At 63.6% G+C, this 23936-nt stretch carries 20 protein-coding genes and 2 pseudogenes; 8 read left to right on the top strand and 14 right to left on the bottom strand.

Going from position 1 to position 23936, the window contains the following annotated elements:
* Positions 1–20 precede the first annotated feature (20 nt).
* The gene (locus tag ACLBYD_RS26380) at positions 21–2756 is read right to left on the bottom strand and encodes a DUF4365 domain-containing protein (protein ID WP_447818740.1); all 2736 of its coding nucleotides are present in this window, start codon (positions 2754–2756) and stop codon (positions 21–23) included.
* Positions 2757–3116: 360 nt separating this feature from the next.
* The gene (locus tag ACLBYD_RS26385; protein ID WP_447818741.1) at positions 3117–3668 is read right to left on the bottom strand and encodes a hypothetical protein; all 552 of its coding nucleotides are present in this window, start codon (positions 3666–3668) and stop codon (positions 3117–3119) included.
* Positions 3669–5228: 1560 nt separating this feature from the next.
* Here ACLBYD_RS26385 and ACLBYD_RS26390 point away from each other — a divergent pair.
* The 4 genes from ACLBYD_RS26390 to ACLBYD_RS26405 all read left to right on the top strand — a co-directional run bounded on the left by ACLBYD_RS26390 (position 5229) and on the right by ACLBYD_RS26405 (position 9062).
* Positions 5229–5654, top strand: coding sequence for a hypothetical protein (locus ACLBYD_RS26390; protein WP_447818742.1), 426 nt, complete (start codon positions 5229–5231; stop codon positions 5652–5654).
* 569 nt (positions 5655–6223) lie between these two features.
* On the top strand, positions 6224–7531 hold the full coding sequence (locus tag ACLBYD_RS26395; protein ID WP_447818743.1) for a hypothetical protein: 1308 nt from the start codon (positions 6224–6226) through the stop codon (positions 7529–7531).
* Positions 7532–7743: 212 nt separating this feature from the next.
* Positions 7744–8217 (top strand): winged helix-turn-helix domain-containing protein, encoded by a 474-nt coding sequence (locus tag ACLBYD_RS26400; RefSeq protein WP_447818744.1) that lies wholly within the window; start codon positions 7744–7746, stop codon positions 8215–8217.
* Positions 8214–9062 carry a zeta toxin family protein gene (locus ACLBYD_RS26405; RefSeq protein WP_447818745.1) on the top strand — a complete coding sequence of 283 codons (849 nt, stop codon included), beginning with the start codon at positions 8214–8216 and terminating at the stop codon, positions 9060–9062. Before ACLBYD_RS26400 ends, ACLBYD_RS26405 begins: the two co-directional genes overlap by 4 nt.
* 269 nt (positions 9063–9331) lie before the next feature.
* Here the strand turns inward: ACLBYD_RS26405 and ACLBYD_RS26410 are convergent, their stop codons facing one another.
* Positions 9332–9961, bottom strand: coding sequence for a hypothetical protein (locus tag ACLBYD_RS26410; RefSeq protein WP_447818746.1), 630 nt, complete (start codon positions 9959–9961; stop codon positions 9332–9334).
* A gap of 206 nt (positions 9962–10167) precedes the next feature.
* Positions 10168–10416: a hypothetical protein gene (locus tag ACLBYD_RS26415; RefSeq protein WP_447818747.1), complete on the bottom strand. Its 249-nt coding sequence runs from the start codon at positions 10414–10416 to the stop codon at positions 10168–10170.
* 182 nt (positions 10417–10598) lie between these two features.
* Between ACLBYD_RS26415 and ACLBYD_RS26420 the strand changes: the two genes are divergently transcribed.
* A complete protein-coding gene (locus ACLBYD_RS26420; protein WP_447818748.1) occupies positions 10599–11630 on the top strand; it encodes a hypothetical protein in 1032 nt (343 codons plus the stop codon).
* Positions 11631–11769: 139 nt separating this feature from the next.
* On the opposite strand, the gene ACLBYD_RS26425 is transcribed toward ACLBYD_RS26420, so the two are convergent.
* The 4 genes and pseudogenes from ACLBYD_RS26425 to ACLBYD_RS26440 all read right to left on the bottom strand — a co-directional run.
* Positions 11770–11994: a hypothetical protein gene (locus ACLBYD_RS26425; protein WP_447818749.1), complete on the bottom strand. Its 225-nt coding sequence runs from the start codon at positions 11992–11994 to the stop codon at positions 11770–11772.
* 57 nt (positions 11995–12051) lie between these two features.
* Entirely contained in the window at positions 12052–12276 is a 225-nt protein-coding gene (locus tag ACLBYD_RS26430) for a hypothetical protein (RefSeq protein WP_447818750.1), read from the bottom strand.
* A gap of 443 nt (positions 12277–12719) precedes the next feature.
* Entirely contained in the window at positions 12720–13628 is a 909-nt protein-coding gene (locus ACLBYD_RS26435) for an SDR family oxidoreductase (RefSeq protein ID WP_447818751.1), read from the bottom strand.
* Positions 13629–13783: 155 nt separating this feature from the next.
* Positions 13784–14108, bottom strand: a pseudogene (locus ACLBYD_RS26440) (IS21 family transposase); the annotation flags it as partial.
* A gap of 986 nt (positions 14109–15094) precedes the next feature.
* Here ACLBYD_RS26440 and ltrA point away from each other — a divergent pair.
* A complete protein-coding gene (gene ltrA, locus ACLBYD_RS26445; RefSeq protein ID WP_447818752.1) occupies positions 15095–16465 on the top strand; it encodes a group II intron reverse transcriptase/maturase in 1371 nt (456 codons plus the stop codon).
* Positions 16466–16705: 240 nt separating this feature from the next.
* Positions 16706–16819, top strand: a pseudogene (locus ACLBYD_RS26450) (hypothetical protein); the annotation flags it as partial.
* Here the strand turns inward: ACLBYD_RS26450 and ACLBYD_RS26455 are convergent.
* On the bottom strand, positions 16790–17140 hold the full coding sequence (locus ACLBYD_RS26455; RefSeq protein ID WP_447818753.1) for a hypothetical protein: 351 nt from the start codon (positions 17138–17140) through the stop codon (positions 16790–16792). The pseudogene ACLBYD_RS26450 and the gene ACLBYD_RS26455 overlap by 30 nt on opposite strands.
* Here ACLBYD_RS26455 and ACLBYD_RS26460 point away from each other — a divergent pair.
* Positions 17133–17546 (top strand): transposase, encoded by a 414-nt coding sequence (locus ACLBYD_RS26460; RefSeq protein WP_447818754.1) that lies wholly within the window; start codon positions 17133–17135, stop codon positions 17544–17546. The two genes, ACLBYD_RS26455 and ACLBYD_RS26460, sit on opposite strands and share 8 nt — an antisense overlap.
* Before the next feature lie 163 nt (positions 17547–17709).
* On the opposite strand, the gene ACLBYD_RS26465 is transcribed toward ACLBYD_RS26460, so the two are convergent.
* The 5 genes from ACLBYD_RS26465 to ACLBYD_RS26485 form a co-directional block, all read right to left on the bottom strand.
* Complete coding sequence (locus ACLBYD_RS26465) at positions 17710–18933, bottom strand: acetyl-CoA C-acetyltransferase (protein WP_447818755.1); 1224 nt, start codon at positions 18931–18933, stop codon at positions 17710–17712.
* Complete coding sequence (locus ACLBYD_RS26470) at positions 18926–19765, bottom strand: MBL fold metallo-hydrolase (RefSeq protein WP_447818756.1); 840 nt, start codon at positions 19763–19765, stop codon at positions 18926–18928. Before ACLBYD_RS26470 ends, ACLBYD_RS26465 begins: the two co-directional genes overlap by 8 nt.
* 58 nt (positions 19766–19823) lie before the next feature.
* Positions 19824–21581 (bottom strand): AMP-binding protein, encoded by a 1758-nt coding sequence (locus ACLBYD_RS26475; RefSeq protein WP_447818757.1) that lies wholly within the window; start codon positions 21579–21581, stop codon positions 19824–19826.
* Between the two features lie 230 nt (positions 21582–21811).
* The gene (locus ACLBYD_RS26480; RefSeq protein WP_447818758.1) at positions 21812–22513 is read right to left on the bottom strand and encodes an enoyl-CoA hydratase-related protein; all 702 of its coding nucleotides are present in this window, start codon (positions 22511–22513) and stop codon (positions 21812–21814) included.
* A 95-nt stretch (positions 22514–22608) separates the two neighbouring features.
* On the bottom strand, positions 22609–23931 hold the full coding sequence (locus tag ACLBYD_RS26485) for an MFS transporter (RefSeq protein WP_447818759.1): 1323 nt from the start codon (positions 23929–23931) through the stop codon (positions 22609–22611).
* Positions 23932–23936 lie beyond the last annotated feature (5 nt).

Raw genomic sequence — 23936 nt, forward strand, 5'->3', positions numbered from 1 at the left:
CATAGGATCGAGTGTTTCGGTCATGATCGTGCCTTCTCGCCAAGCAAGCTCGGCGTGTCGGCCAAAACCAGATCAACCTTTATTCCGACAGTCCCATCGGTCATGCATTCTGCCACCGTTGTAAGCGAGTCCGGAAGAGCGTCTCCGTTAGCGGCCCAGTCGGCAATCGCCTGTGCCGAAGTGCCGCGCACGAGTGCATCACGATCGTGCAGCAGGGTGGTGAGCACGCCGAAATCCTCTACTCTCCGGCGTGCTCGGATGATCCGGACCAATGCACACCGTTCGTCGCGATCGGACGACATCAGCGCCAGCATGTCTTGCGTTGTCAGCGTGCCAGGACACAGTGCTTCGAGGGCTTCGTACGCGGGGCCGGCTACTGTTTGAGGACCCATTGCAGTAGGTACAAGTGACGCAGATGTCCAGCGCCGGAGTGGCTCGATCAGCGATTCGGCGACCGATGCCGGCACCGTTGTCGGACGTGCCGCGAGGAGGACGATTGTGGGCTGGAGCTGGTGGCCACTTGCCATCGGTTCGATGAGCAGCTCGACTATCGGTTCCCATTTCGCCAGGTGCGGGTAGCTCATGTTCATCAGCGTGAGTGTGCGGCAGACATCAACTCCGCCCCATCCATATGAGCTCTTCCGTGCGGCTTCGAGTTGAGCGTTGACCTTGTCGATAAGTCCGGTGATTTGTTTTTCGGCGACGTCATCGGACAGTCCGGTGATGTCGTTGCGAGCTGCCAGACCGTCGAGCGTCCCGTCGGCGGCGCGCTTATCGAGTTGTTGGGCTGCGGTGGGATCGATACCGGCTGCTATGCGGGTGAATGCGGTCCATAAACTCTCGTGGTCGCCGGAGCGTGCCCGTGCGCGCTCGATGTCATCGCGAGTCCACACCGTCCCTGCGGTGGCATCGACTACTCGGGCGTAGTGCTCCCCGAGGGCCTGATCCGAGATCACCGGAGCGGCAAGGATGTGGTTGATGATGTCCCGGACACTTGTTTCGTCGACCACTCGAGTGAGCGCTCGTAGCAGCTTCAACAGGGCCATTCCTAGACCGGAGCCGACGTATGTCAGTCGGGTGCGCCGGGCAACCGGGGTGGGATCTTCGAGGGTGCGTAGTACCCAGTTCACCGCTGTTGCCACCTGGCCTGGCGGTATGACGTCTGCTGCTTCCGTGAGGAGCGCGAAGGTAGTCGATGTGTTACTTGCAGTGCACTGTTCGAGATCGATTCTCGCCACGACGTCACGGACAGCTACTGCAGGTCCAGAACGCAGCATCTTGAGTACTGCAGCCTCGACATCCTTGCCCTCGCCGCTATTCCGCAGCGTGTCGAGCGCTACGGCTGCCCGTTCGAAATCATTCGGGCCACATGTAGCCAGGGTGTAGCGTGCAAGCATCGACATCGTCTGTCGCCAGCCTCCGCGGTCACCTGTAAACCCGCTGATCAAAGCAGCTGCGCGCAGCTTTTCCGACGTCGTGTCTCCCTCGGCAAAGCCAGGATTATCGTTAGCCCAGTTACGGAACTGATGATCGAAAAAGTCCCTGAGCCCCCACCCAATGAGCTGACTGCGCCACCATGCGGCCACGATGTCGGAATCCTTGATGATTGACTGCAGCGCGCCCGGGCCCCAGGGAGACAACGAAAAGATGATCTGACTGGCTGCGGCGGAGACCGCCGAACTCGTCGGGTCGTCTGGCGCGACCTGCCGTGCCGAGTGCGCTTCGAAAGCAAGGTCCCGAGCAAGACGGAAGTCGCCGAGTTCTCGCGCAATCCGAGCCCTCTGCACGAGCAGCCAAGCGTGATCGACGGGTCGCTGCTTATCGAGAGCAATTTCGTTCTCAAGGAGACGGTCAGCGGCAGCAAGATCGCCCGATTCAACCTTCAGCGCCGCGCTCGCCACAACAGCAATACACCGCTCATGGTCGCGGAGCCGAGTGCTTTTCGCCGACTCATCGACCACTGCATCAAGGTGGCTCCGGTCACCGGCAAGGATTGCATCCTTCAATGCAGCAAACAGGCGCCACCCCGACTCCGTCGAGCGACGAGCATCTTCGGTGGTCGGGTAGACAGGCTTCTGGTACGGGAAGGCCTCAAACTCATCGAGGCGCATGAGTACAAGGGTGGCGATGGCTTGGGCAGGGGTGGGATCGGATGGCGTGGTATTGGGGTGCGGTGCAACAAGCCTGGGGGCGAGCATGGCGTAGCGCAGTTCGTCCGGAGCCGCAAGAGTTCCGTCCTGTGTCCACGCTGACCCCTCCCACAGCGCGGGTTTTCGTTGGGATGCAGCAAACCCAAGCAATGCATCGACGTTGTCATCGTCAATTCGCTGCGTACAAGGAACGAAAACCTTGCCACCCTTCTCCGTCCACACGACACTCTGCGACGTGATATGCGCCCACCAACTCGTCTGTGCGGACAAGTCGACCAAGACGACCATGTGCGGCACCGAATGGTCGATCCACGCTTGAAAGTGGTCCTGCTTCTCTTCGTAGAACCACCATCCGGTCAGCGCGTCGCCGTCGAACACTGGCTGTTTGAAGTACTTTGAATCCTTCGAGGAATTTGCGCTGGCCTTCACCTGTGCACCGGCGAAATTACCCAAGTCGAATGATCGCCTGTCACGACTGTTCAGCCACAAATCGGTTCCGAGATCATGCTCGTTGTTCGGCAACGCCGCCCACCCCAACATCTCGAATTGATGCTTGACCAGCGATTGGCCTGCTGATCCAGTTGATTCTGTACTACCCGCGCGCATCCATTCTCCTCTTGTCCCTCGTATCCAGGGGTATGCATCCCCTTGGGATCGATGCGCTGAATTTTCCATAAGCGCTCGATCGACTTACTGGTCGGCCTGCAGCAATCGACGCCGGCTGTCAGGACGATGACTGGTAAAGTCAGCCATTGAAGCGCTCCCGCAGCACCACGCAAACCTATGGGATGGACCACCCCGAATTGTTCGCGCGTGCCCGGGGCGATTTCCCCGGCAACTAGACCACAGGCTGCCTCCCGACGAATCGCGCCGTGATTTCTGATTCGCCATGGGTCCCCGGTGATCTCGTTGACGGTGGTCATCCTGACTGTCCCGTCGAGGACGTGCGTGAACTGATGAAGAAAGTCAGCACCAGCGTCCACGGCAGCGGTGACCGCCTCCACCCCCGCCGCCTCCGCTCCCACTACCTACGCTCGGCGTATAGATCGAGAGGTTCCCGTCCTCGTCGTATCGCCAGAAGCGGGTGTCGTCGTCATCGGTGCCAAGTTCCCCGTCAGGACCGCGTCGAATCCGGTCCAGTTCCTCCCGTTGCTGTTTGTCAATGAGATCTCTTGCTTCCTTCGCTCGACAGTCGGCCATGAACCCGACGCTGCCGTCCCACGCGACCCGGTGCGCTGAAAGCAGGCGGTCGAAGTACGAGATGTTCGGTTCGAGCTCGAGACCCGACGATCCGCTGTACAACTGCTGCTCAAGGGTCTTACTTGCAGCTGCCGACAAGTCGATGTCGGGATCGTCAGGCGCAGCGAGCCCTTCTGCCAGTAGAACCTCGTTGACCAGCAACTCTTCGGAGTTCGCGGTGAGCGTTCCAGGTGCCGACGAAGCACCCGTTGATATCACGGCACTTGTGGTTGCGCCGGTGGGGTCGGAGGTGATCGTCGAGGTGGACGACGGGCTCATCGAGGAGGACGTAGGGGTTGGACCAGTCGTTGTAGGCGTTCCTGCCCCTTCAACGAATACGAAGCCTTCGTCGGTAAATCTGGGATCGGTACCCGCCAGTTCCCGACCACGGACGACCGTAACTCGTGCTCCCAGCGGTAGGAGCTGTTGGACTCGCCCACGCAACAAGGCCCTGCGCTGATCCGACGTTGATGAGTTGCCGCAATCGGGTTCTCCGATGTGCGCAAGCCTTACGGACTCGATGTTGCCGTTGCCAAGATCGACATGGATCTCCGGTGAGAAGCTGTAGCTGCTCGGGTAAGCCGCCACGGTACCTGTCCAGATCTCTTGATCCTTGACCTAAACGGTCGTAGTTCGGGCTGCCTTGCTGGACGGACTACTCGAGTCGTCATTGCAACTCCCGAACATCGCCAGAACGACGATTACTGCCGCCCCGACCGCCCACTTGTTCTTCTTTGCCACAGATCCACTCCTGCGAATTCATGTGTGAGGTAGGGAACCTCAGCCACATATGAGTCTCTAACGACGCGCGCAATCCTCTGGGTTCTACGATTCGCCGCCGCCACGTCCGGTCGAGTGACCAGTCATGCGACCGGAACAGTCCACTCCTAGCCGATCTCCTTGATGATGTGCCCACACGGGCTCAGAGAGCGGGCCGGGGACGCTCCAAAGGCAGACGAAGCAACGGTCCTTCGGTAACAGCGGCCACCATCCGCGAAGCGTCGTTCACCCCACAGGCAGCCAGGATGAAAGGCAAAGGCAGCGGCAGAGCTGCGATCTTGGTGTTCACTGTTCCGTCCGTTCTGTTACTCGTACCGGACGACACTTCGACGAACTGACATTCTTCGTTACATCCGGTCTTGCCGTTGAGGACATCGACGCCCAGAAAAGGACGACTTGTGGAATGCCCGCACTTACCGCGGAGACGTACACGAGCAGCAAGCCCCGACATCAGAGCCTCCGCTCAACGGCGCATCATCGCCTCTCGCGACGCTGCCAACAGGGAATACTGCCCGGATGGCGCATGCCTGAGCAGATGAAGACCCTATCGATACCGCCGGATCACCTGTGCTTCGATCCTTCGTCAGCCGACTTCACTGCGACCACGGTGCGGTCACCGCCGGTCCGAGGCTGTTGCACAATGCCGGTCCGGTCGGAAGCTACGCGAACCGGCTCACGACGCTCACGCGGCAGATCTACCGGCGGACGAACCTCCACCTTCTACAGAAACTCACCATTCACCTCGAACAGCACTGCGCGGCAACACCTTCACGGAAGGTACGTCAGATCCACCTTCGATGAGCCCTATCAGCACATTGGGCCCATCTCGATAGAATATAGGGCCTATGAATATTTGCGCGCGCTTGCGTACGTGCGTCGACAAGCCAACTCTGGCTTGTCATCCGAACGAATGACAGTGCCTGTAGGACAAGCCCCTTGCTGTAACAGAACGAGCATCAAGACCGACTTGAGGTTGAAGCGGCGGAGCGGCAAGTCCTCGGCTTCCTTTGCTATCCCCACCGCATCGTCCCTAACCGCCATTCCCCAGTGAGGTCTTCTGTGCTCTCCATCCACCGCGTCGTAACCGGGATATCAGCAATCCTGGCAGCCGTACTCCTCATCGTGTGCATCCCGCTGATGACACAGACGATGAGAACCGACGGGATCAACTGCGGCACGGTATTCGCGTCGTCCGACTCATGGACATACGCATCGACCACGAACGATCCCTCCTCTTACTACCGGGGAGCAACCAGCCAAGCCGACCTCAAAGCTGGAACCAGGGCTGCCGTGAACGACCTCATGTCGGACCTGTCCCGGGGAGCTTCCGCATACGACTACTGCGAGATCAAGCATTCCGACCGACGGACGCTACTGATTTCTCTCGGATCCGTGACGGTGCTCCTCCTAGCGGTGGCCGGTGGATCATGGTGGCTCGGCCGACGCCACAAATCGGAGAACCTCCACGCCTCGCCCAGGAAATGAGACGGACCCCATGACGAATCCCGCTGCGCAATACCAGATGCTGGGCTGAGACCGCTGCCAGCTCCGATCTGGGCGCCCTCACCCACAGTCGCGTGGGAACGACTACGGCGCGGTCGCCGAAGGCCAGTGCCAGGGCCGTCGTCCACGGCAACGGCGTCACCCGCGCGCGGAGAAGGTCGAGGGATTCGTCTCGACCGCCGCTGAGAGTCCAGATCCTGATGCTGGTGGGCTACCTGGACGGATAGCCACGACCGCTGCGATGCTCTGCTTTCCCAACGGGCGTGCGGACGGATGGCTCCCTCAGGCAACAGGTGCGCACGTAATCGTTCTTCGCTCTGAAGCGACACACGGTCGGTGACCCGGAGGATTGGACGTCTGGTTCGGGGGCCGTTGCGGCACACGACCGACTCTCGGACACCTGTGATGCCATCAGCTTGGATGTGAGCGAAGTAAGTCGGCGAGAACGGACAGCCATGACCCAACCACCTCCGTGGTATCAGCCATCAGCACCGGGACAACGCCCGGGGCAATCGCAGCCACCGCGAAAGCCGCTGACCGTGTTGTGGACGGTGCTTCGCGTCATCGGAACCGTCTTCGGCATCTTCTTCTTCATTATGGCCATCAGCGTCGCGCAAGCGGCGACGGTATGGCTTCCAGCAGTGACTCTGTTCGCTGCCGCGTGGGCACTGCTCTACTTCTCCGCCGTCGCTCCGTGGCTCAAACGCCGCACGCCCCTAACGGCCCCACCCAAGACCGGTGATCGGAACCGTTCCGCGCTACAAAAAGCAGCGATCGGTGTTGTCGTGCCCTTCCTGGTCGCCATCGTCACCGGAATCGTCGACGTAGCCGTCCATCCCGACGAATACGAGGCCGCTGGATCCGACACCGCAACGTCAATACAGGCGATGCCTTCTACTTCTCCTACCCCGAGTCCCACCACTACCCCTGAGACCGCAGCGCCACAGCCAGGACCTCTCACCTTCACCGAATCCATGGTCCGGGCACACGGGGTGACGAAGGACGAACAAGGAGGCCAATCGAATGTACGCTTCGTCGCTGGCACCGAGGACCCCGAGCGGATCGAAGACCTTCGGCGACAATGCGTACAGCACTACCTCGAGATCACCAAGAGCGCCTACTGCTACGGCTACGCAAACGACGCGGACTACGACCTGACCACGGTCGAGTGGACCCCTGAGTTCGACGAGAGCATCTACGGACAGGAGCGGCCCTGCTGGATCACCTACGGCGGCCACCCGATCGCCGGACCGCCGGGCACCGAGACAACGAAAACACCTCTGGAATACTGGACCCAGAGATGCCCGGGCGAAGTCCGCTTCCCCGACGACACACCACCGGTGGCCGCACAGACAACAGACACGCCGCCGCCTGTGACGGTTCCCGTGCACAACGCCTGCGTCCTGCTCGACACCGGCGCCCTGACCGTCGGCGGATTCAGCGACCGGACCGAGCAGGCCCCCGACGCCCCGGAATCGACCGCGCACGGGAATGTCCTCGCCACCTACGCGTGCGGCAACGCCGACGCCAGCGTCATCGTCGAAATCGACCTGCACAACACCCCGGAGTCGGCCCGCGAGGCCGCCGACTACAACACCAGCAACGACCAAAGATTTTTGATCGACAGCGGCATCCGAGTTCCCTTCGACACCACACGCGGCGGCGCGAAGATCATCAACACCGCACTCGGTATCTCCCGCGTGAGCTGGTCCAACGGACCCTACGCGGTCCTGCTCGAGGTCATGTCGGAACCCGTCGTCCCCGGCCTGCCCGCCGCGCATCCCCACGAGAACATCGACACCGTGATCACCACGATTGTCGAGCGCGCCGACGCACGCCTTGCCAGTAGCAGCTGGTAAACCCGGCCAACACCTGATCGCTCGCGACCGATATCAAAGACCCGCTCCCACAGTGCGGGACGAGGGTGGTGAGGGTGGGAGCGCGGCGGGGGCATGCCAGGACAGCTGCTGGTCGACCAGTCGGCTCTTCGCCAGAGACGATGGAAGACCCGGATAGGAGCTGTCCTGCTATCCTGAAGTTGATTCATCCTGAATCAAAGGAGGTGGGTCAGTTGAGCACCATGGACATCACCCGCGACCAGGCAGCCGCCGAACTCGACGAGGTCGCCGCCCGGCTACGTCTGAACAACCGTGCACTGCTGCGCGTCGTAGCCCGCGCCCACAAGGCCGGCATGCGGCAACGCGCCATCGAACAGCATCTCGACGTCTCCCAGGCCACCGTGCACCGCTTGCTGCGCCAAAGCGCCGAGAACCCCACAGTGCTCGAGCCGACCCCCGCCGAGATCATCGATCAGCGCACCGCCGGGCAGATCAGCACCGAACAGATGATGGAGCAGCTGCTGGGCTGGACCTTCACCTTCGGCACCGTCCCCAAGGCTGAGGGTGTCGCCACCGACGCATACGAGCCCGGCAGCTGGGACGACGTCGAACGGGCCTTCTACCGCGGCCAGCTCACCGAGGACGAACTCGCCCGGCTGATGGACAAGAACAAGGACAAGCTCGAACAGGCGGCGCGTTCTGCGTGAACGATTTCTCCTCTTCTGCGCGGGAGGCGGTCGCCGCGCAACTCGCCGAGCTGTCCGCACCCGACGCACCCCTGAACACCGACTCACGACGCAACACCACGCAGTTGTATGCCACCTCGGTGCGCCGGCAGGTGTTCCGCAAGACCGTCATCGACCGGTATCTCGACTCGGCTCCGATGCCTCCGCGGGAGGGACGCTCGGCGCTGATCACCGCCGGGCCACCCGGAGCAGGTAAATCCACCCTGCTCAGCCAGCAGATCGCGGATCTACAGGACTATCGACGTCTCGATGCCGATGAGGTCAAGGACCATCTGATCCGCCAGGCCATCGACGACGGGATCTACGAGGACCTGCTCGAACATGTTCTCGCCGACAGGTATCCGATCGCACCGCGCGAACTCGCCGCGCTCGTCCACCACGAATCGACCGCGTTGATCGATCAGATCCGCCGGATCTGCACCGACCGGCAAGAAAACGTGCTCATCGAAGGCACCCTGCGCTGGCCCGACCACGGCCGGCGATTGCTCGCCGAACTCGCCGCCGCCGACTACACCAGCGTGCGCATCGTCGGGGTCGAAGTGCCGTGCGCACTCGCCCACGAACAAGCCCTACAGCGCTGGTGGACCGTCCGCGAGCAGTGGACCCGCGGGCAGGACGAGCTGGGTGGCCGCTACACCCCGCCGGCAGCCATCGACTCCTGCTACTCCACCGCCGGACGGAGGTCGATCTGCGCCGACAACGCCGCCGCCCTCGCCCACCACCCCGTCTCGAACGGCCTCGAGGTCACCGTCACCATCTACCAACGCGACGACAACGGCAGCCCTGTCCCTGTCGATATCGGCTGACCCACTCACCACCGGCACCAGCATTTCGGTGCTGTGGAAGACCGCTCGCTTCCGGCTCGCGGGAACCGTGCCTGCGAAAAGTGCCGGCCTACATGCTCGGCTTCCACGTCGACACTGTCGAGACCTGCACGCACCTCACGGCCGACAACCGCGGTGACTACCCAAGCCTGCGCAAAAGCAGGGCAGGTCGATGTGAGCTTCAGTGATAAACGGCAGCTTTCCCGCAGGCTGGGTGGCGTCACTCCGCGAACCCGAGTGCCCGCCCGGGCTCAGAATAGTTCCGGGCGCGGGTTGATGCTGTCGCTGTCCCACTGCACGCTCATCTCGACCGCCACTTCGAACGCTTCCAGATCGGGTGATGCAAGGATCGCCTCGACACACTGTCTGGATCCGCCCACGTAGCTGGCCCTCAGGTCGATATTCGGCGCCACGCACCACGCGCGGTCCTGCGGCCACCACAGATTCGGCGTAAGCAAGGTGCGGAACCGGCTGCCGCCTGCGGTGATCGTACCGCCGATCAGGAACATTCCCATCCACCCCGCCTGCCTACGTCCGGCGCGGTCACGCACATCATCGAGGATGCTGTGTCCTTCCCAGATCGCGAACCAGCACCGGTCCGCAGTCGTCGTGAAGGACGCAAGCACGGCGATCAAGGCCCGGGCAGTCGCACCGTCGAGCTCGCCGACCGCCGGCCCTTCGTCCCACAAACCCGGCTGCCCCTGCCCCCGGTGCGGAGTGGCAGTGATGAAGTCCCACTCCATCAACGGATGCGCGATTCGTTCGTTCGCCTCCGCCACCTCACCCCAGGTGACCGCCTCGACCTGATCGGCGGCAGGACCGATCCGCCGATGAGCCGGATGCAAGACCCGGGTGTAGGCCTCGAACACCGGCGGCGCCACATCACCGACACGGTGCCGCGATGGCCATCCGTGAATCGCGATAGCGCATCGTGCACCCACGCGCCGGCCGAGACATCCTGAACGAAACTGTCCGCGGTCCACACGAATCCCGAGCCTGCCACGATCTCGCCGAGACCACGGCGAATCGTGGCCCCGCGTGTTGCCATCACAGTCCCGTGCACGGGGTCTTGAGGTGGGGCGCGAAGCTACTGACCGAAGGTGAAACGCAGGTTCGCGTTGATGAGCTCGTTCACGCGCTTGCGCATCCGGATGATCGTCTCGTCGTCCGGTATCGGGTCGTCGACGGTCAGTGTCCAGCACACGGTGGTGTCGCTGCGTCGGGATCCGGAGAGCTCGAACCGGATCCGGGCATCGCGGCGCCACGGCCAGATCGAGGTCCACACCACCAGATGCGGCTCGATCGTCTCGATGATCTCGGGGCGTTGTTCGTCCACGCGGCAGAATCAACCACGGACGTCTCGGATCTCGGTCGGGGTCGATCAGGGCCTGGTAGACGATGTGCGGCGGGGGCGGCTGAGTGCGCCGCCGTCGCGCGATTTCCGGCATAGCGCACCCTAGCGTTTCACTGCCTCGAGGCAGGGTCTTCCCTGGTGGTCGGCGCGGTAGGTTCATCGGCATGGACACCGCCCGGCACGTGTTGGCCGCACCCCGGGGCCGACGGTTCGCCGCCCACCTCGGCTATGCGTGCAGCACCGACGAGCGAGCAAGCAACTATCTGGAGCCCCTCACCCAGGCAGATGCCCTCGACGTCCTGGCCGCCGTCGACGCTCAGGCCGTCGCCCGGTTGCCGGAGCTCGACGTGCTCGACGCGTTGGGCCGGGCAACGGATTTCGCGCGGTACTGGCAACCCCCGGACGAGGAGGACCTCTGGTTCGCCGATCCGGCCATCGTCACGGCCCTGCACCCGATCGTCGAGGCGGTGCTGGCCTGCGAGCACGCCCGGTGGTGGAGCACACCGATGGCTCCGACATGCCAACGAGCAGTACAGAAGCGCTACACCTCCACCGACGAATGGTCGGATTCGTTCTGGAGCAACCAGGACCAGGACGCCGACCTCCCCGCCTGGCGGCGGCATGTCCTCGACGACGAGGATCGGTTCCGCCGCCTTCTCGACGCCGAACCCGAACGCCAGATCAGCGGCGAGTGGTGGTCGACCCCGGTCCCGAGCCGAGTGCGGGTCACCAGCCGCGCACGGCAGAAGCTGGGTGCGGTGGAGTTGCTGCTCGCCGAAGACGACGACTCCGACGGTCGGCACGCCCGGGTGTGGCCGGTGCATGTCGATGACGCGGCGGGGGTCTACGAGATCACCGGCCCCGACACCTGGACTCACCTCGTCGACGCCTATCCCCTCGCAGTACCAGCCTCGCGGCGCTCCGACTGGTACGAGGCCACCGGCGAGCATCTGCAGTGGTACCTGCCGGACTGGGCAGCGGTGAGCGTCGACTACGACGCGGTGCACCTGACCGTTCTCGGGTATCTCACCACACCCGGTCTGGCGCTCCCGTTGACCACGCACATCGGGGCGAGTGTCCTGGCCGGATGGGATCCCGACGCTACTTTCTGGCTCGACCCGCGCCTGGTCCGCACCTGCGGCGCACCCGTCGAATGGCAACGCGCAGGCGACACACCCTGGGTGCCGGCACCTTGAGGTGAAGGACCATCCGATGCAGACAGCACCGGCCCCGGACATCGGATCCTCGGCGCTCGACCGCTCTGGGGACGCGGGACGGTACAGCCCCCTATAACTGCTCATAGCCCATATGGGGTACAGGTCGACAACACCGCGGTCAGGGATCGACGCCTTCGTCGGTCGTGGTGACAACCGAGGCCCACCACCGTCCGTCGACCTCGATGACCGAATGCGAAATCGAGATCACGACGGCGCCCGCGGTCACGGACACTTCGTTGGCGAAGGTGCCTGCGTGGTTGGACAGTTCGCCGTGCAGCTCGGCGAGGCTGTCGTAGGGGCCGAGTTCGAGGGTGTAGACCTCGTACGCATGGTCGGTGCTCATCACCGAACGGTACAGATCAGAACGCTAAACGGGCTGGTACGACCCTCCCGGCTCAGCTCACCACAGCTCCAGCCCGGTCCGAACCTCAGAAACGTCGAGATCACGTCTCGGCGCCGTGGTTTCCGACACCGGAGGAACAGCACGCATCGTCGACGACCACCGCAACCTGCCCGCGCGCACCCCCTCGTACTTTCGGCCCTGCACCCGGGTGATCTCCCGCAACCGGTCCGCCTCGGCGAAGAACACCAACTGCCACACGCCGGCAACGAGTTCGGCGATCACCGGCGCCGGACCCCGACCAGCCTCGCACCTCCGGCGCGCGGCATCGGCGAGAGCGTGCACATCAACCGACGTCGCAGCCGGACTCGATCCAGGCACCGAAAATGCTCCCGGCTCCTCCACACTCCGTACACCCCGGCTCCCCACTCCACCAGCCTCGGCCTGCAGCCGAACCGTCCACACCCCGCGCTATCCGGTGCACAGTGTGTCCCAGAGAGTGCTGCCGAACAGATAGCGGGTCGATTTCCCCGTCGGCGCCGACGGGCTCCCCTGTGGCCGAATCCTCAGAGGCCACGATCCAGTTCTATTCGATGAACACCCACCGGTCCCCGCCGGTGATGTCACGCGTCTCGACCTCGAGTCCGCGTCGAGAGCCTGCGGTACGAATCGAGGCTGGTACAGGGCATGGATTTCCGGGTGCGGGCCGGATGTCGTTGCGACGACGACTATCCGGCGGGCGGTGCCGGAACGGTGCGGGCGCTGGTGCTGCGGCCGAGTTCGGCCACCTGCCGATCCGCCGCTTCGAGAAACGACTCCGAACCGGACCCCAGGCCGCTGCGTTTCGCGTTCACACGCTCCACGAGCGGCATTGTCAGGACCGGTTTGAGCCAGGCCAATGCCATCGCCCACTTCGGGACGTAGACCCGCCGTTTACGTGTCGCCAATGCTTCGACGAATGCGTCCGCGCACACCTCGACGGGCAGGGTCTTCCTGAGCGGGCCGGGCAGCGTTGCCAGCATGTCGGCGAAGGCTGGTAGGTCCGCGTGGGCGTCCCGAAGTAAGGGGGTGTCGATCCAGGTCATGTGCGCCGATCCGACGTCGACTCCCTGCGACATCAGTTCGAGGCGGAGAGAGCTGGCGAAATGTTCGACTCCTGCCTTGCTGGCAGCGTAGGCAGACAGTCCTGGGCCGGGCAGGAACGCCGCCATCGACGAGACGATCAGGACGTAACCCCGACGGTCGACGAGCGTCGGTAGCGCGGCCCGGACGGTGTGGAAGACACCGATGAGGTTGACCTCGATGACTCGCGCGAACGTGGTCGGGTCGATGTGCGCCACCGAGCCGTAACAGCCCATTCCTGCATTGGCCAGCACCAGGTCGATGCCGCCGAAGCGGTTCACGCCGGCAGCAACCGCTTTCTCGAGGGCTTGCAGGTCCCGGACGTCGGCGACCGCCGCCACCGCGATCTGGGATCCGAGTTCGGAGGCGAGCTCCTGCAGTGGTTGGGCATCCCGATCCACCAGCACGAGCCGGACATTGCGACGGGCAAGGGCCCGCGCTGTGTGTGCACCGATTCCGTGGGCTGCACCGGTGACCAGCGCGACCTTGTCCTCCAGAGCGGAGGTGGTGTCCATCGTTCCACGATAGGAGCCGAGCTCCCGAGATGGAAGAGCCGATGGGGAACGGACAGGGAGCAATGATCAGAACCCGTAGATCAGGGAGGGCGGACCTCCCCGACAGATGACCTGCTAGGAATCGAAAATTCTGACCAAGACCAGCGCTGGCGAGAAGGCACGTCCGTATCAGGGAACCACAGATCGCACTGCCCGCTTCGCCGGGCTGATAGGTGGTGCGCGAGACCGGATCCAGTGGCAGATACACCGAACGCAGTTCACGCACGCGATCGCGCAGGACGCGGATCGAATGCCGCCAGCCAAGCCGTTCGGCAATGGCCGTGACCGGCATCGTCAACAGTTCCCTTATGCGGGGTTCGACCTCGTCGACAAGTAAGCCTTTCGGAGCCCACCGATATCTCGGGGTCCGGCCGATCCCAGCGCCTGCTTGGCGGTGTTCTTCGAACATCCCATCGTCCTGGCGATCGCTTCAATCGGCATTGCTTCGGCCCGGCACAGTAGCCAGATCTCGGCTCAGTCCTCCACAGAGAACATCCGCTTCCTCCTGACCTCGACTGAGGGCATCATCTCTGAGGGGTCAGTTTTCGATTGCCGTCTGGGAATCAGTCTTCAGGCTCTGACCCACTTTGCGTGACGGACGCTCATCAAAGACCCAATGGAGTGGTGCTGTGGAGACTTTCGGGTGGCCCGTCAGGTGCGGTGTTGCTCGACCCGACTCGCGCAGTACCGATAGTGATGGCGCTCTTTGATCCTGGATCTGGCGCACTTTCCGTTTGCGCCGTGAGGCGCTGTGATTCGAGTGGAGGTGAGAGACCTTCACCGCCGGCCTGTCGTAGCAGGTCGGTGGAGCTGAGGGCAGCCTGATCCGGGTGATGCCGGAGAGGGTAGGAGCAGCCCTGACAACGCCGGGACGTGGCCAGCACTGCCAGATGGCGCGGGTCCGGCAAGCGAGACGGAGAGGAGTACGCGAGGAACCAGCGTTGTTACGTCCCTCAATGGGCCACCTGCTCGAACCTGGCGGATCAGGGCAGGACGCGGTGCGCACCCGTCGAGATCGGCGGGGAACTCCTGGGTTGGTTTACGAAAGTCGGCCGGGAGGCCACGAGGAAGGTCTACGGCGTACTCGTGGCGATGCCGCAGGGACACAGTTGGGCTCCTCCTTCGTCGAGCGAATCACAGTGAACACGGGAACCGCCCGTCACGGCTCCCGGCCTTGCGGGCAGCCGGCTCGCCGGGGCCGGGATAGACGCATCGACCGTCGAACGTGTCAGGTGGGGCGGAGCCGCCGTAGTAGTCCGAGGCCGGGAAAGCCGGTCACATGGCGAAGGGCGGCAGCGGTTTCGAGAAAGGCGGAGACTGTAATGCCGAAAGATGCGCCACCGAACGGTGACGCCACTTTGGAGGCGGACCCGATGGGACCGCGCCGACGGGTATCGGAGATACAGGCCAAACTTCACCGTTGGGCGGTGGCCGATCCCGGCCGCCGGTTCGACGACCTGTTCAATCTTGTGCACGACCCAGCGACGCTGATCGTGGCGTTCGACCGGGTCGCGGGCAACCGTGGAGCAAAGGCTCCCGGCGTGGACGGCATGACTGTCGCCGACGTCGAGGAATATGTCGGGGCTCCGGGGTTTCTGAATGACCTACGAACCAGCCTGAAGGATGGTTCGTTTCGGCCGTTGCCGGTGCGGGAGAGAACGATTCCCAAGCCGGGTGGGTCGGGGAAGGTGCGCCGTCTCGGGATACCGACGGTGGCAGACCGGGTTGTTCAGGCCGCGCTCAAGTTGGTGCTGGAACCGATCCTCGAGGCCGACTTCGAGCCGGTCTCGTTCGGGTTCCGGCCCCACCGGAGGGCGCAGGACGCGATCGCCGAGATCCATTACTACGGCACCCGCGGTTACCGCTGGGTGCTGGATGCGGACATCGAGGCGTGCTTCGATCGGATCGAGCATGTCGCATTGATGGATCGTGTCCGGTTGCGGATCAAGGACAAACGGGTCCTGGCGCTGGTCAAGGCGTTCCTCAAGGCCGGGGTTCTCACCGAACTCGGCGATCGACGGGACACCACGACCGGCACGCCCCAAGGTGGCATCCTGTCGCCGTTGTTGGCCAACATTGCGTTGAGCGTGCTCGACGAGCATGTGATGGCGCCGTGGAAGCCGGGCGGCACGATGTCCACCGAGGGCAAGCGGGCATACCGTCGCCGCAAGGGGTCACCGACGTGGCGGCTCATCCGCTATGCCGATGACTTTGTCGTCCTCGTCCATGGGACCGAAGACGACACGAAGGCGATGCGTGAACAGGTCGGCGAGGTTCTCGCACCGATGGGTCTGCGGCTCTCGCCGGAGAAAACCCGGGTGCGACACCTCAGCGACGGGGTCGATTTCTTGGGATTCCACATCCGGTGGCGTCGCAAGCGAGGCTCGGACAAGTGGTTCGTCTACACCTTCATCGGCGACCGGCCCATCCGGTCGTTGAAGGCGAAAGTCCGTGCCCTGACCCATCGGCAGTCGCAGTTGAGTCTGGAGTACGTGATCGTGCGGCTCAACCAGATTCTGCGCGGCTGGTCCAACTACTTCAAGCATGCCGTGGCAAAAGACCGGTTCACCGCGCTGCAACACTTTGTGTGGCAGCGGGTGATTCGGATGCTGCAGACCCGGCATCGCTGGGGGTGGAAAGATATTCGTCGCCGATACACCACCCGTGATGGGCGGTGGTTGCCTATCACGGCGGCGGACGGGACCGTGTTGTTCGACATGGCCAGCGTGGCGGTCACCCGTTATCGATGGCGCGGCAACACGATCCCCAACCGATGGACGACCCTGCGGACAGTCTGATGGCAGAGACCGTGGAGAGCCCGTTGCGTTGAGAGGCGCACGGCGGGTTCGGCGAGAGGTCCGGGGAAACGGAGTGGGAGCAATCCCGTCACCGCGCCCCGGGCCTACTCAGCGACGGCGACGACATACCGCTGATCAGCGAGTATCAACGACGGACCGAGATCATCTCGGTGTGACCTCGCGCCCTGACAGTCCTGCCGCACCTGAAGAACGTCACCATCGACGCCGTTCACCTGATCGATGCCACGATCAGCGATCAGGGCCCATCCACAAGGCCACGAGGGGCGGTGCCCGACATGCGGCACTGCGTCGAGGCGGGTGCACTCACGGTATCGGCGCCGTCCCGCAGACACGGCGATAGGCGCGCATCCGGTCATCCTCGAGCATGTCGTCCGTAGATTCTTCTGTGCCGACGACAGCTGTAATGCAACAGCATTCGCCGAGCAGGTACCAGGACTGACACAGCGCTGGGCTCGACGAACCACGGTACTCGACACGATGATCGAGGCGATCGGACTGGCCGTGGCCGGCCGCGCCGGTGCCCGCCTCGCCGCCCGACTCGGGATACACGTCAGCAGGGACACGCTGCTGCGTGTCGCGCGCTTCATCGCGGATCGGCCGATCGAGACCACACCGATCCGGGGGATCGACGACTTCGCGCTGCGCCGTGACCACGTCTACTTCAGCCGTCGTCGTGGATCTGACCTCGGGCCGGCCGATCGATGTGCTGCCCGACCGAACCAGCGATACCGTCTCCACTTGGCTGCGGGCACATCCCGGGGCCGAGATCGTGTGCCGGGACCGGGCCGGCGCCTACGCCGATGCGGTGCGGATCGGGGCGCCGGATGCGGCACAGGTCGCCGACCGATGGCACCTGTGGCTGGGCCTGATCGGCGTCGTGGAGAAGACCGTGATCCGGCACAGAAAAGAACTCTCTGCGCCGACCGACCGCCTCGGCGACGACGCGGTCATCGCCGAGGCGCCCGACGGCAGATTGGTGGTCCGGACCTGCGAACGCCACGCCGCCGTACATGAACTGCATACCCAGGGAATGTCGATTTCGGGAATTGCTAGGCAGTGAATCTCAATCGCAGGACCGTGCGTCGTCTCGTCAACGCCTCCGACAATCGCGAGTTGTGGGCCACCGGCCGGATGGCCGGAGAGACACTGGTCACGGGGCACGAAACCTACCTGCGGGAACGCTTCGCCGCTGGATGCACCGATTCACCTGCACAGCAGGGCCGTCAGGACAGACGCTCGATGATCATCGCCATCCCCTGGCCGCCACCTACACACATGGTTTCGAGTCCGAACTGCTTGTCGTGGAATTGCAGCGAGTTGATCAAAGTTGTCGCAATGCGTGCACCGGTCATCCCGAACGGGTGTCCGACCGCGATGCCGCCGCCATTGACGTTCAGCTTGTCGAAGTCGATCCCCAGTTCCCGCGCGGACGGGATCACCTGCGCGGCGAACGCCTCGTTGATCTCGACCAGGTCGATATCGTCGATGGTCATTCCGGCCAAAGCCAGTGCCTTACGGGACGCCTCGATGGGGCCGAGCCCCATGATCTCCGGCGAGAGTCCGGACACGCCGGTGGAGACGATCCGGGCCAGCGGGGTCAGGCCGAGTTCTGCAGCCTTCGTCTCGCTCATGATCACCAGAGCCGCAGCGCCGTCGTTGAGCGGGCAGGCATTGCCCGCCGTGACGGTTCCGTCCGGCCGGAACACCGGTCGCAGCTTCGCGACGGCTTCGAGAGTGGTACCCGGCCTGGGGCCGTCGTCCTGGCTCATCACCGTCCCGTCGGCCAAGCGCACCGGGATGATCTCGCGTTCCCAAAATCCGTTGGCCTGGGACTTCTCGGTGAGGTTCTGGGACCGGACGGCGAATTCGTCCTGCTCGGCACGGCTGATCCCCTTGAGCTGCGCGACGTTCTCGGCGGTCTGCCCCATCTGGATGTAGACATCGGGAAGCAAGCCGTCTTCGCGCGGATCGTGCCAGAGATCGGCGTGACCTTGTGCTCGGGATTCCGACCGTGCGAGTGCGGCCTCGAATCGGGGATTCCTGGTATCGGGCAGTCCATCGGAGCGTCCCGAGGCGGTAGATCTGCTCACCGATTCCACGCCTGCGGAGATGAAGACCTCCCCCTCTCCCGCTTTGATCGCGTGGAACGCCATGCGGGTGGTCTGCAGGCTCGACGAACAGTAGCGGTTGACCGTGGTACCGGGGACGTCTCCGAGACCGGCAAGGACCGAGACCACGCGGGCCATGTTGTATCCGGATTCACCTGCGGGCTGTCCGCAGCCGAGGATCAGATCGTCGATGTCGGCAGGAGCCAGTGCCGGAATCTTCTCCAATGTGGCCGTGACCATCTGGGCGGTCAAATCGTCGGGACGAATGTCCTTCAACGACCCCTTGACGGCGCGTCCGATAGGCGATCGGGCGGTCGAGACGATGACTGCTTCAGGCATGGATGTGCTTCTTTCTCTTGATTGCGGCCTTGGCCGAGCTGATGAGGGCGCTGGGATTGCCATGTTCAGGGAAGAGCGAGTTCATGTGCATAACGACGTCACGGGCGCTGTCACACCTGTCGACTGCTTCGGAAAATTCCCTTATGTAGGAGCGCGTTCCACCGATTTGTGCGGTGACATCGTCGTTGGGAAGATCTGGACGTTTGTGACCGGCTACCACGATTCGGGGCTTCAACTCGGAGATGGCATCGAGACTGGCGATCCACTGGGGCCACTCGTGCGGGTCTGACGCGGCGAGGAAGGGATTGATTCCGTTATAGGCGATATCGCCTACGATCACTGCCTCGAGCGTGGGAATGTACACGGCCGTGTTGTGCGCGATGTCGCCCTGGCCGACGGCGAGAATGCGTACTTCTTCGTCGTCGACTCTCAGAACGGGGCCGTCGAGTGTGTCAGGTACAGCCGTGTTGTCCAGTGCACTATCGCCGAACATCGATTGCCACTGCTCTCGATGGGCGTCCAGACCGCTGCGGATGGCCTCGGCCACGGCGGGCGTAGCGACTGCGCGGGCATGCGGATACCGATCTTGGAGCCACTGGAGACCGAAATAGTGATCGGCGTGAGCGTGAGTGATATAGATCATCGTCAGAGCCCGACCGAACTCGTCGATACGGCGTGCGATCTCTTGTACGTCGTCGAGGGTGTAGCCCGTGTCGACGAGAATCGCCTCGGTCGGACCGACGATCAACGTGGTGGTGGTCGGTGAGAACCATCCGCCGCCAGGCAGTTCGCGTTGTGGACTCGTATAGACGTCCAGAGTCAGCGTGGACATGAGATTCGGCTTTCGTTAGGGGTGTGAGGACACCGCTGATAGAGAGGTGATCTCGCGGTTATCCGCGTACATCGATGCGGTGGCGGACGGTCATCGAGGACAGTGCTGTAGCGACCCGGGCATAGACGGCGGGGTCGGTATCGTGTAGGTGCACGATCACCTCGACTCCGGACGCACCGCCGTCGACGACCAGCAGGTCGTATCGGCCGATCAGTCCCATCTCGTCGAGGAGTCCGGCGAAGGCACGTTCGGTCGCGTCCACTCGCAGCCGGTTCTTCAGGATCTTCCCGACCGCGGACTTCGGCAGGTCGTCGATGACGAAGTAGTTCTTCGGGATGGCTGCGCGTTCCCGGAGGCGCTCGCGTACGTGCTGAGCGAGCTCGGCCACATCGATCTCGATGGCGTCGCCGGCGACAATGTACGCGACCGGTACCTCTCCGGCGTCCGGGTCCGGCATACCGACCACCGATGCGTCGCCTACACCTGGGTGGCGGAACAACACGTCTTCGACGGGGGCCGGGTCGATATTGTGTCCACCGCGGATGATGACGTCCTTCGAACGTCCTGTGATGCGGAGGAATCCCCGCTCGTCCATGCTGGCGAGGTCGCCAGTGTCGAGCCAGCCGCCGTCGAGCAGCACACCCGTGTTCTGCTCGGTGTCGAGGTAGCCGGCGAAGACGGAGGGGCCCCGCAACAGGAGCGTGCCTGGTTCATCGATGGCGCAGTCCACATAGTGTCCGTCGCCGGTGGTCCGAACCACCCGTGCAGAGGTGTAGGCCACGGGCATCCCCACGATTCCGGGAATCGGGTCCGTGCCTGCGGGCGTGCCGACGACTGCGCCGGAGGTTTCGGTCAGCCCGTAGCCTTCGGCGATCGCGACGCCGGTCAGCTTCCGGAACCGGTGCGCGATCTCGGGAGACAGCGGCGCGGAGCCGCACGATACCTTCCGGACGGGATGGTGGGCGGGTACTACCTCTGGACGATGCACGAGCCGGTTGGCGATCGTGGGCAGTAGCGGGACGCTGTCCACAGCGAAAGCCTGTGCGAGTGTCCAGAAGTTGTCGACCACCCCGGGACCGCGCCAACCTGCCGATGTGGGGAACAGCGCCACGCCTCCGAGGGACAGCGCCGTAAGTTGGGTGACCGCAATGCCATGGACGTGGAACATCGGTGAGGCACAGAAACGGACAATGCCTACCGGCACCTGGTGTGACACTGCCGAGGCCCAGCTCGCGTAGATCTGGCCGCCGTGGGTCACGCGGGCGAGTTTCGGCGCGCCGGTGGTGCCTCCGGTGCCGAAGATCGCGCCGACGGTGTTCCATTCGATGTGACGTGCGTGAGTCAGGGCACCGCCGTCGTGCCGGTCGAGTTCATCATCCAGTTCGAGGAAACAAACGCCGGCTGGCACGGCGCCGGTGCGGGAGCCGCCCGCCCTGATGACCGTCTCTACGTTCGGCGCATACTTCAGGATCGAGTCGATCTTGGGCCAGAGATCCGTGGTCGCATCTCCGCCGTAGCTGACCAGTACCTTTGCGCCGACTGCGGTGATGAGCTCGCCGAGCAATTCCGGCTCGAGCATCCAATTGAGCGGATTGGCGATGCCCGTGGTCTGCGCGCCCCACATCGCGAACTGTGGTTCAGGTGTATTCGCGGTCAGGAGCGAGACGACATCGTCGTCGCGAATCCCGAGCTCGTAGAAGAGGTTCGCGGCCCGAGTGATCCGATCCAACACTTCGCGGTGCGTCATGTGCAGTGCGCAGTCGGGATCGGATGCATCCGCAACGTAGGTGAAGGCGGTCGCATCAGGATCGATCATCGCGCCATTGCGGATGAATTCGTACACGCTCGAGGGCAGCCCTCGGTCCGCAAGTGGAATTTGTTCATACTCTTCGATCTTTTCTCGGGTCGACAGATCAGCGGGGGTCCAGTACGCGGGGACAGTCGAGTACTTGCGTCCAGCGTGGTCGCAGGTCAAGTGCTGTGCGTTGATCATGTGCAGTATCTCCGTGGACTTCGGGTCGGCTCGGTCGGTGTCCAGGCGGTGCCTCATGCCGATCCGGTGAAGCGGCTGAACGCCCTCTGCGCGTCCTCGCTCCGCAGCCGTTCGGCGAACACCGTCACCTCGTCTGCCAGGGCAGTGCGCACCGCCTCGTTGCGATGCCTGCGCAACAGTGCTTTGGTGGCTTCGATCGACCCTGCGGGCAACATCGCCAGGGCCAAGGCCCGATCGAGCGCTTCTTCCAAAGCCGTACCGGGGGGAACAACCCGATTGATCAGTCCCGCCGCCGCAGCGGTCGCCGCGTCGAACGGTTCGCCCAGCAACAACAGTTCCGCGGCGGCCTTGTCGCCGGCGAGTCTGGGAAGCAAATAGGTCGATGCCCCTTCTGGTGTCAATCCGAGGGCGCTGAACGGTAGCTTGAAGCGCGCGCTTTCGCCCGCGAACGCGAGGTCGCAGTGCAGCAACATCGTCACGCCGATTCCGACGGCGTATCCCTCCACAGCGGCCAGAACCGGTTTGCGCGCCTCCAGAAGCGCAGTGAACAACAACGTGCCCCCGCGGGGTTCCGGTTGTGGGCTGCGGCGGAAGTCGTCGATGTCGTTTCCTGCAGTGAAGTGTCCCCCGGCGCCCGTAATGATCGTGGCTCGAACGTGTCGCTCGTCGTCCGCCGCGCGGATCGCGCTCGCGAGCGCCACGTAGGTCGCGTGATCGAGGGCGTTGCGGCGCCGAGTGCGATCGATCGTCAGCACACGGATAACGTCGCTGACATCCTCGACGCGGAGAGTCGACGCTGCTGCTGAAGTTGAGGTCATTGTCTTCCCTTAACTGGTGGACGGTCTCGCGTTCAGGCAGACGGCTGCGGTTGAGCCGATCCGAGTACACGGACCCGGTCGCGATCGGGCCTCATGAATACCAATGCCAGGACTGCGAGTACGCCGGCGGTGATGCCGGTGATCTGGAACGAAAGGGCAAACCCTTCGGCAGGAGAGCTGGATCCGTCGACGATGACACCGGCGAGCCAGGGACCGATGAGACCACCGATGGCCATGATCGCCATGTACACACCCAGTGTCCCGGCAAGCTGCTTTTGCGGGCAGATCGTGCTTACCGCCGTGTTGAGCAGTGGTGCGACACCCGAAGCGAAACCGTAGGCGAGGGAGATGAGGACCACGACGAGCATCGGTGAGCCGACGTACGGAACGAATGCCAGGATCAATGCCCCCAGCACCACGCCGGTTGCACCGAGCACCGCGCGGGCCTGACGAATGCTTCGACCGCGGGAAATCATGCGGTCACTGATGCGGGACACGGTGAGCATGTAGGCCAGTGCGAACAGGCTCGGAATGCCGAACATCGAGCCGGCTTGTTGGGCCGAGAAGCCCAGTCCCAGTTCGAAATACGAAGGCAGCCAGGTGAGGATCACGGTTTGCAGCATGTAGTAGCCCATGAACAGCAGGGAGCCGAAGACGAACGTCGGGGTCCGGAAGATCGATGTCCACGGCACGGAGGTTTCGTCGTCCTGCGCCCCTGCGGTCTTCTTGGCCGGCGTCAAATGTGGGCCCTGCTTCCACGTCGCCAACCACAGAACACTCCACAGAGCGCCGAGAACGGCCAACGCGATCAGCGCCGCGCGCCATCCGAAGGTGACGGTGAGATAGGTCAGCAGCGGCGCAAAGATGATCTTCGCGACGCTCACGGCACTGAGAAGTAGCGCGCTGGGGAAGCCTCGCTTGGCCGGTTCGTGCCAGGAGTAGACGGCGGTGTGCATCAAAGCCGAGCTGGGGCCTTCGGCAAATCCGAGGACCATCCGGCTGGCGATCAGCACAGCGAAGGTCGCTGACAGCACCATCGGCAGTACCGACGCGGACCAGATGACCGCGAGAGCCAGCAAGGCCCACCGGAGACCGAGCCACCGGCTGAGCAGCCCGGAGGTGAATCCACCGACGGTGAACACCAGGAAGAAGAGGCTGCCGACCATGCCGATCTGGGTGGACGTCAGTCCCAGTTCACGAGCGAGGGGTTGGGCGATGATGCCGTAGACGGCCTTGTCCGCATAGTTGATCATGTAGAGCAGAATGACGACAGCGGTCATCGACCACGCGGTGGTGCGGGACGCGTTCGATGTCACCGCGGTCGACGCGTTCTCCTGTATTTTTCCGACGGTCACGGGCT

The organism is Rhodococcus sp. C26F, assembly GCF_053345925.1.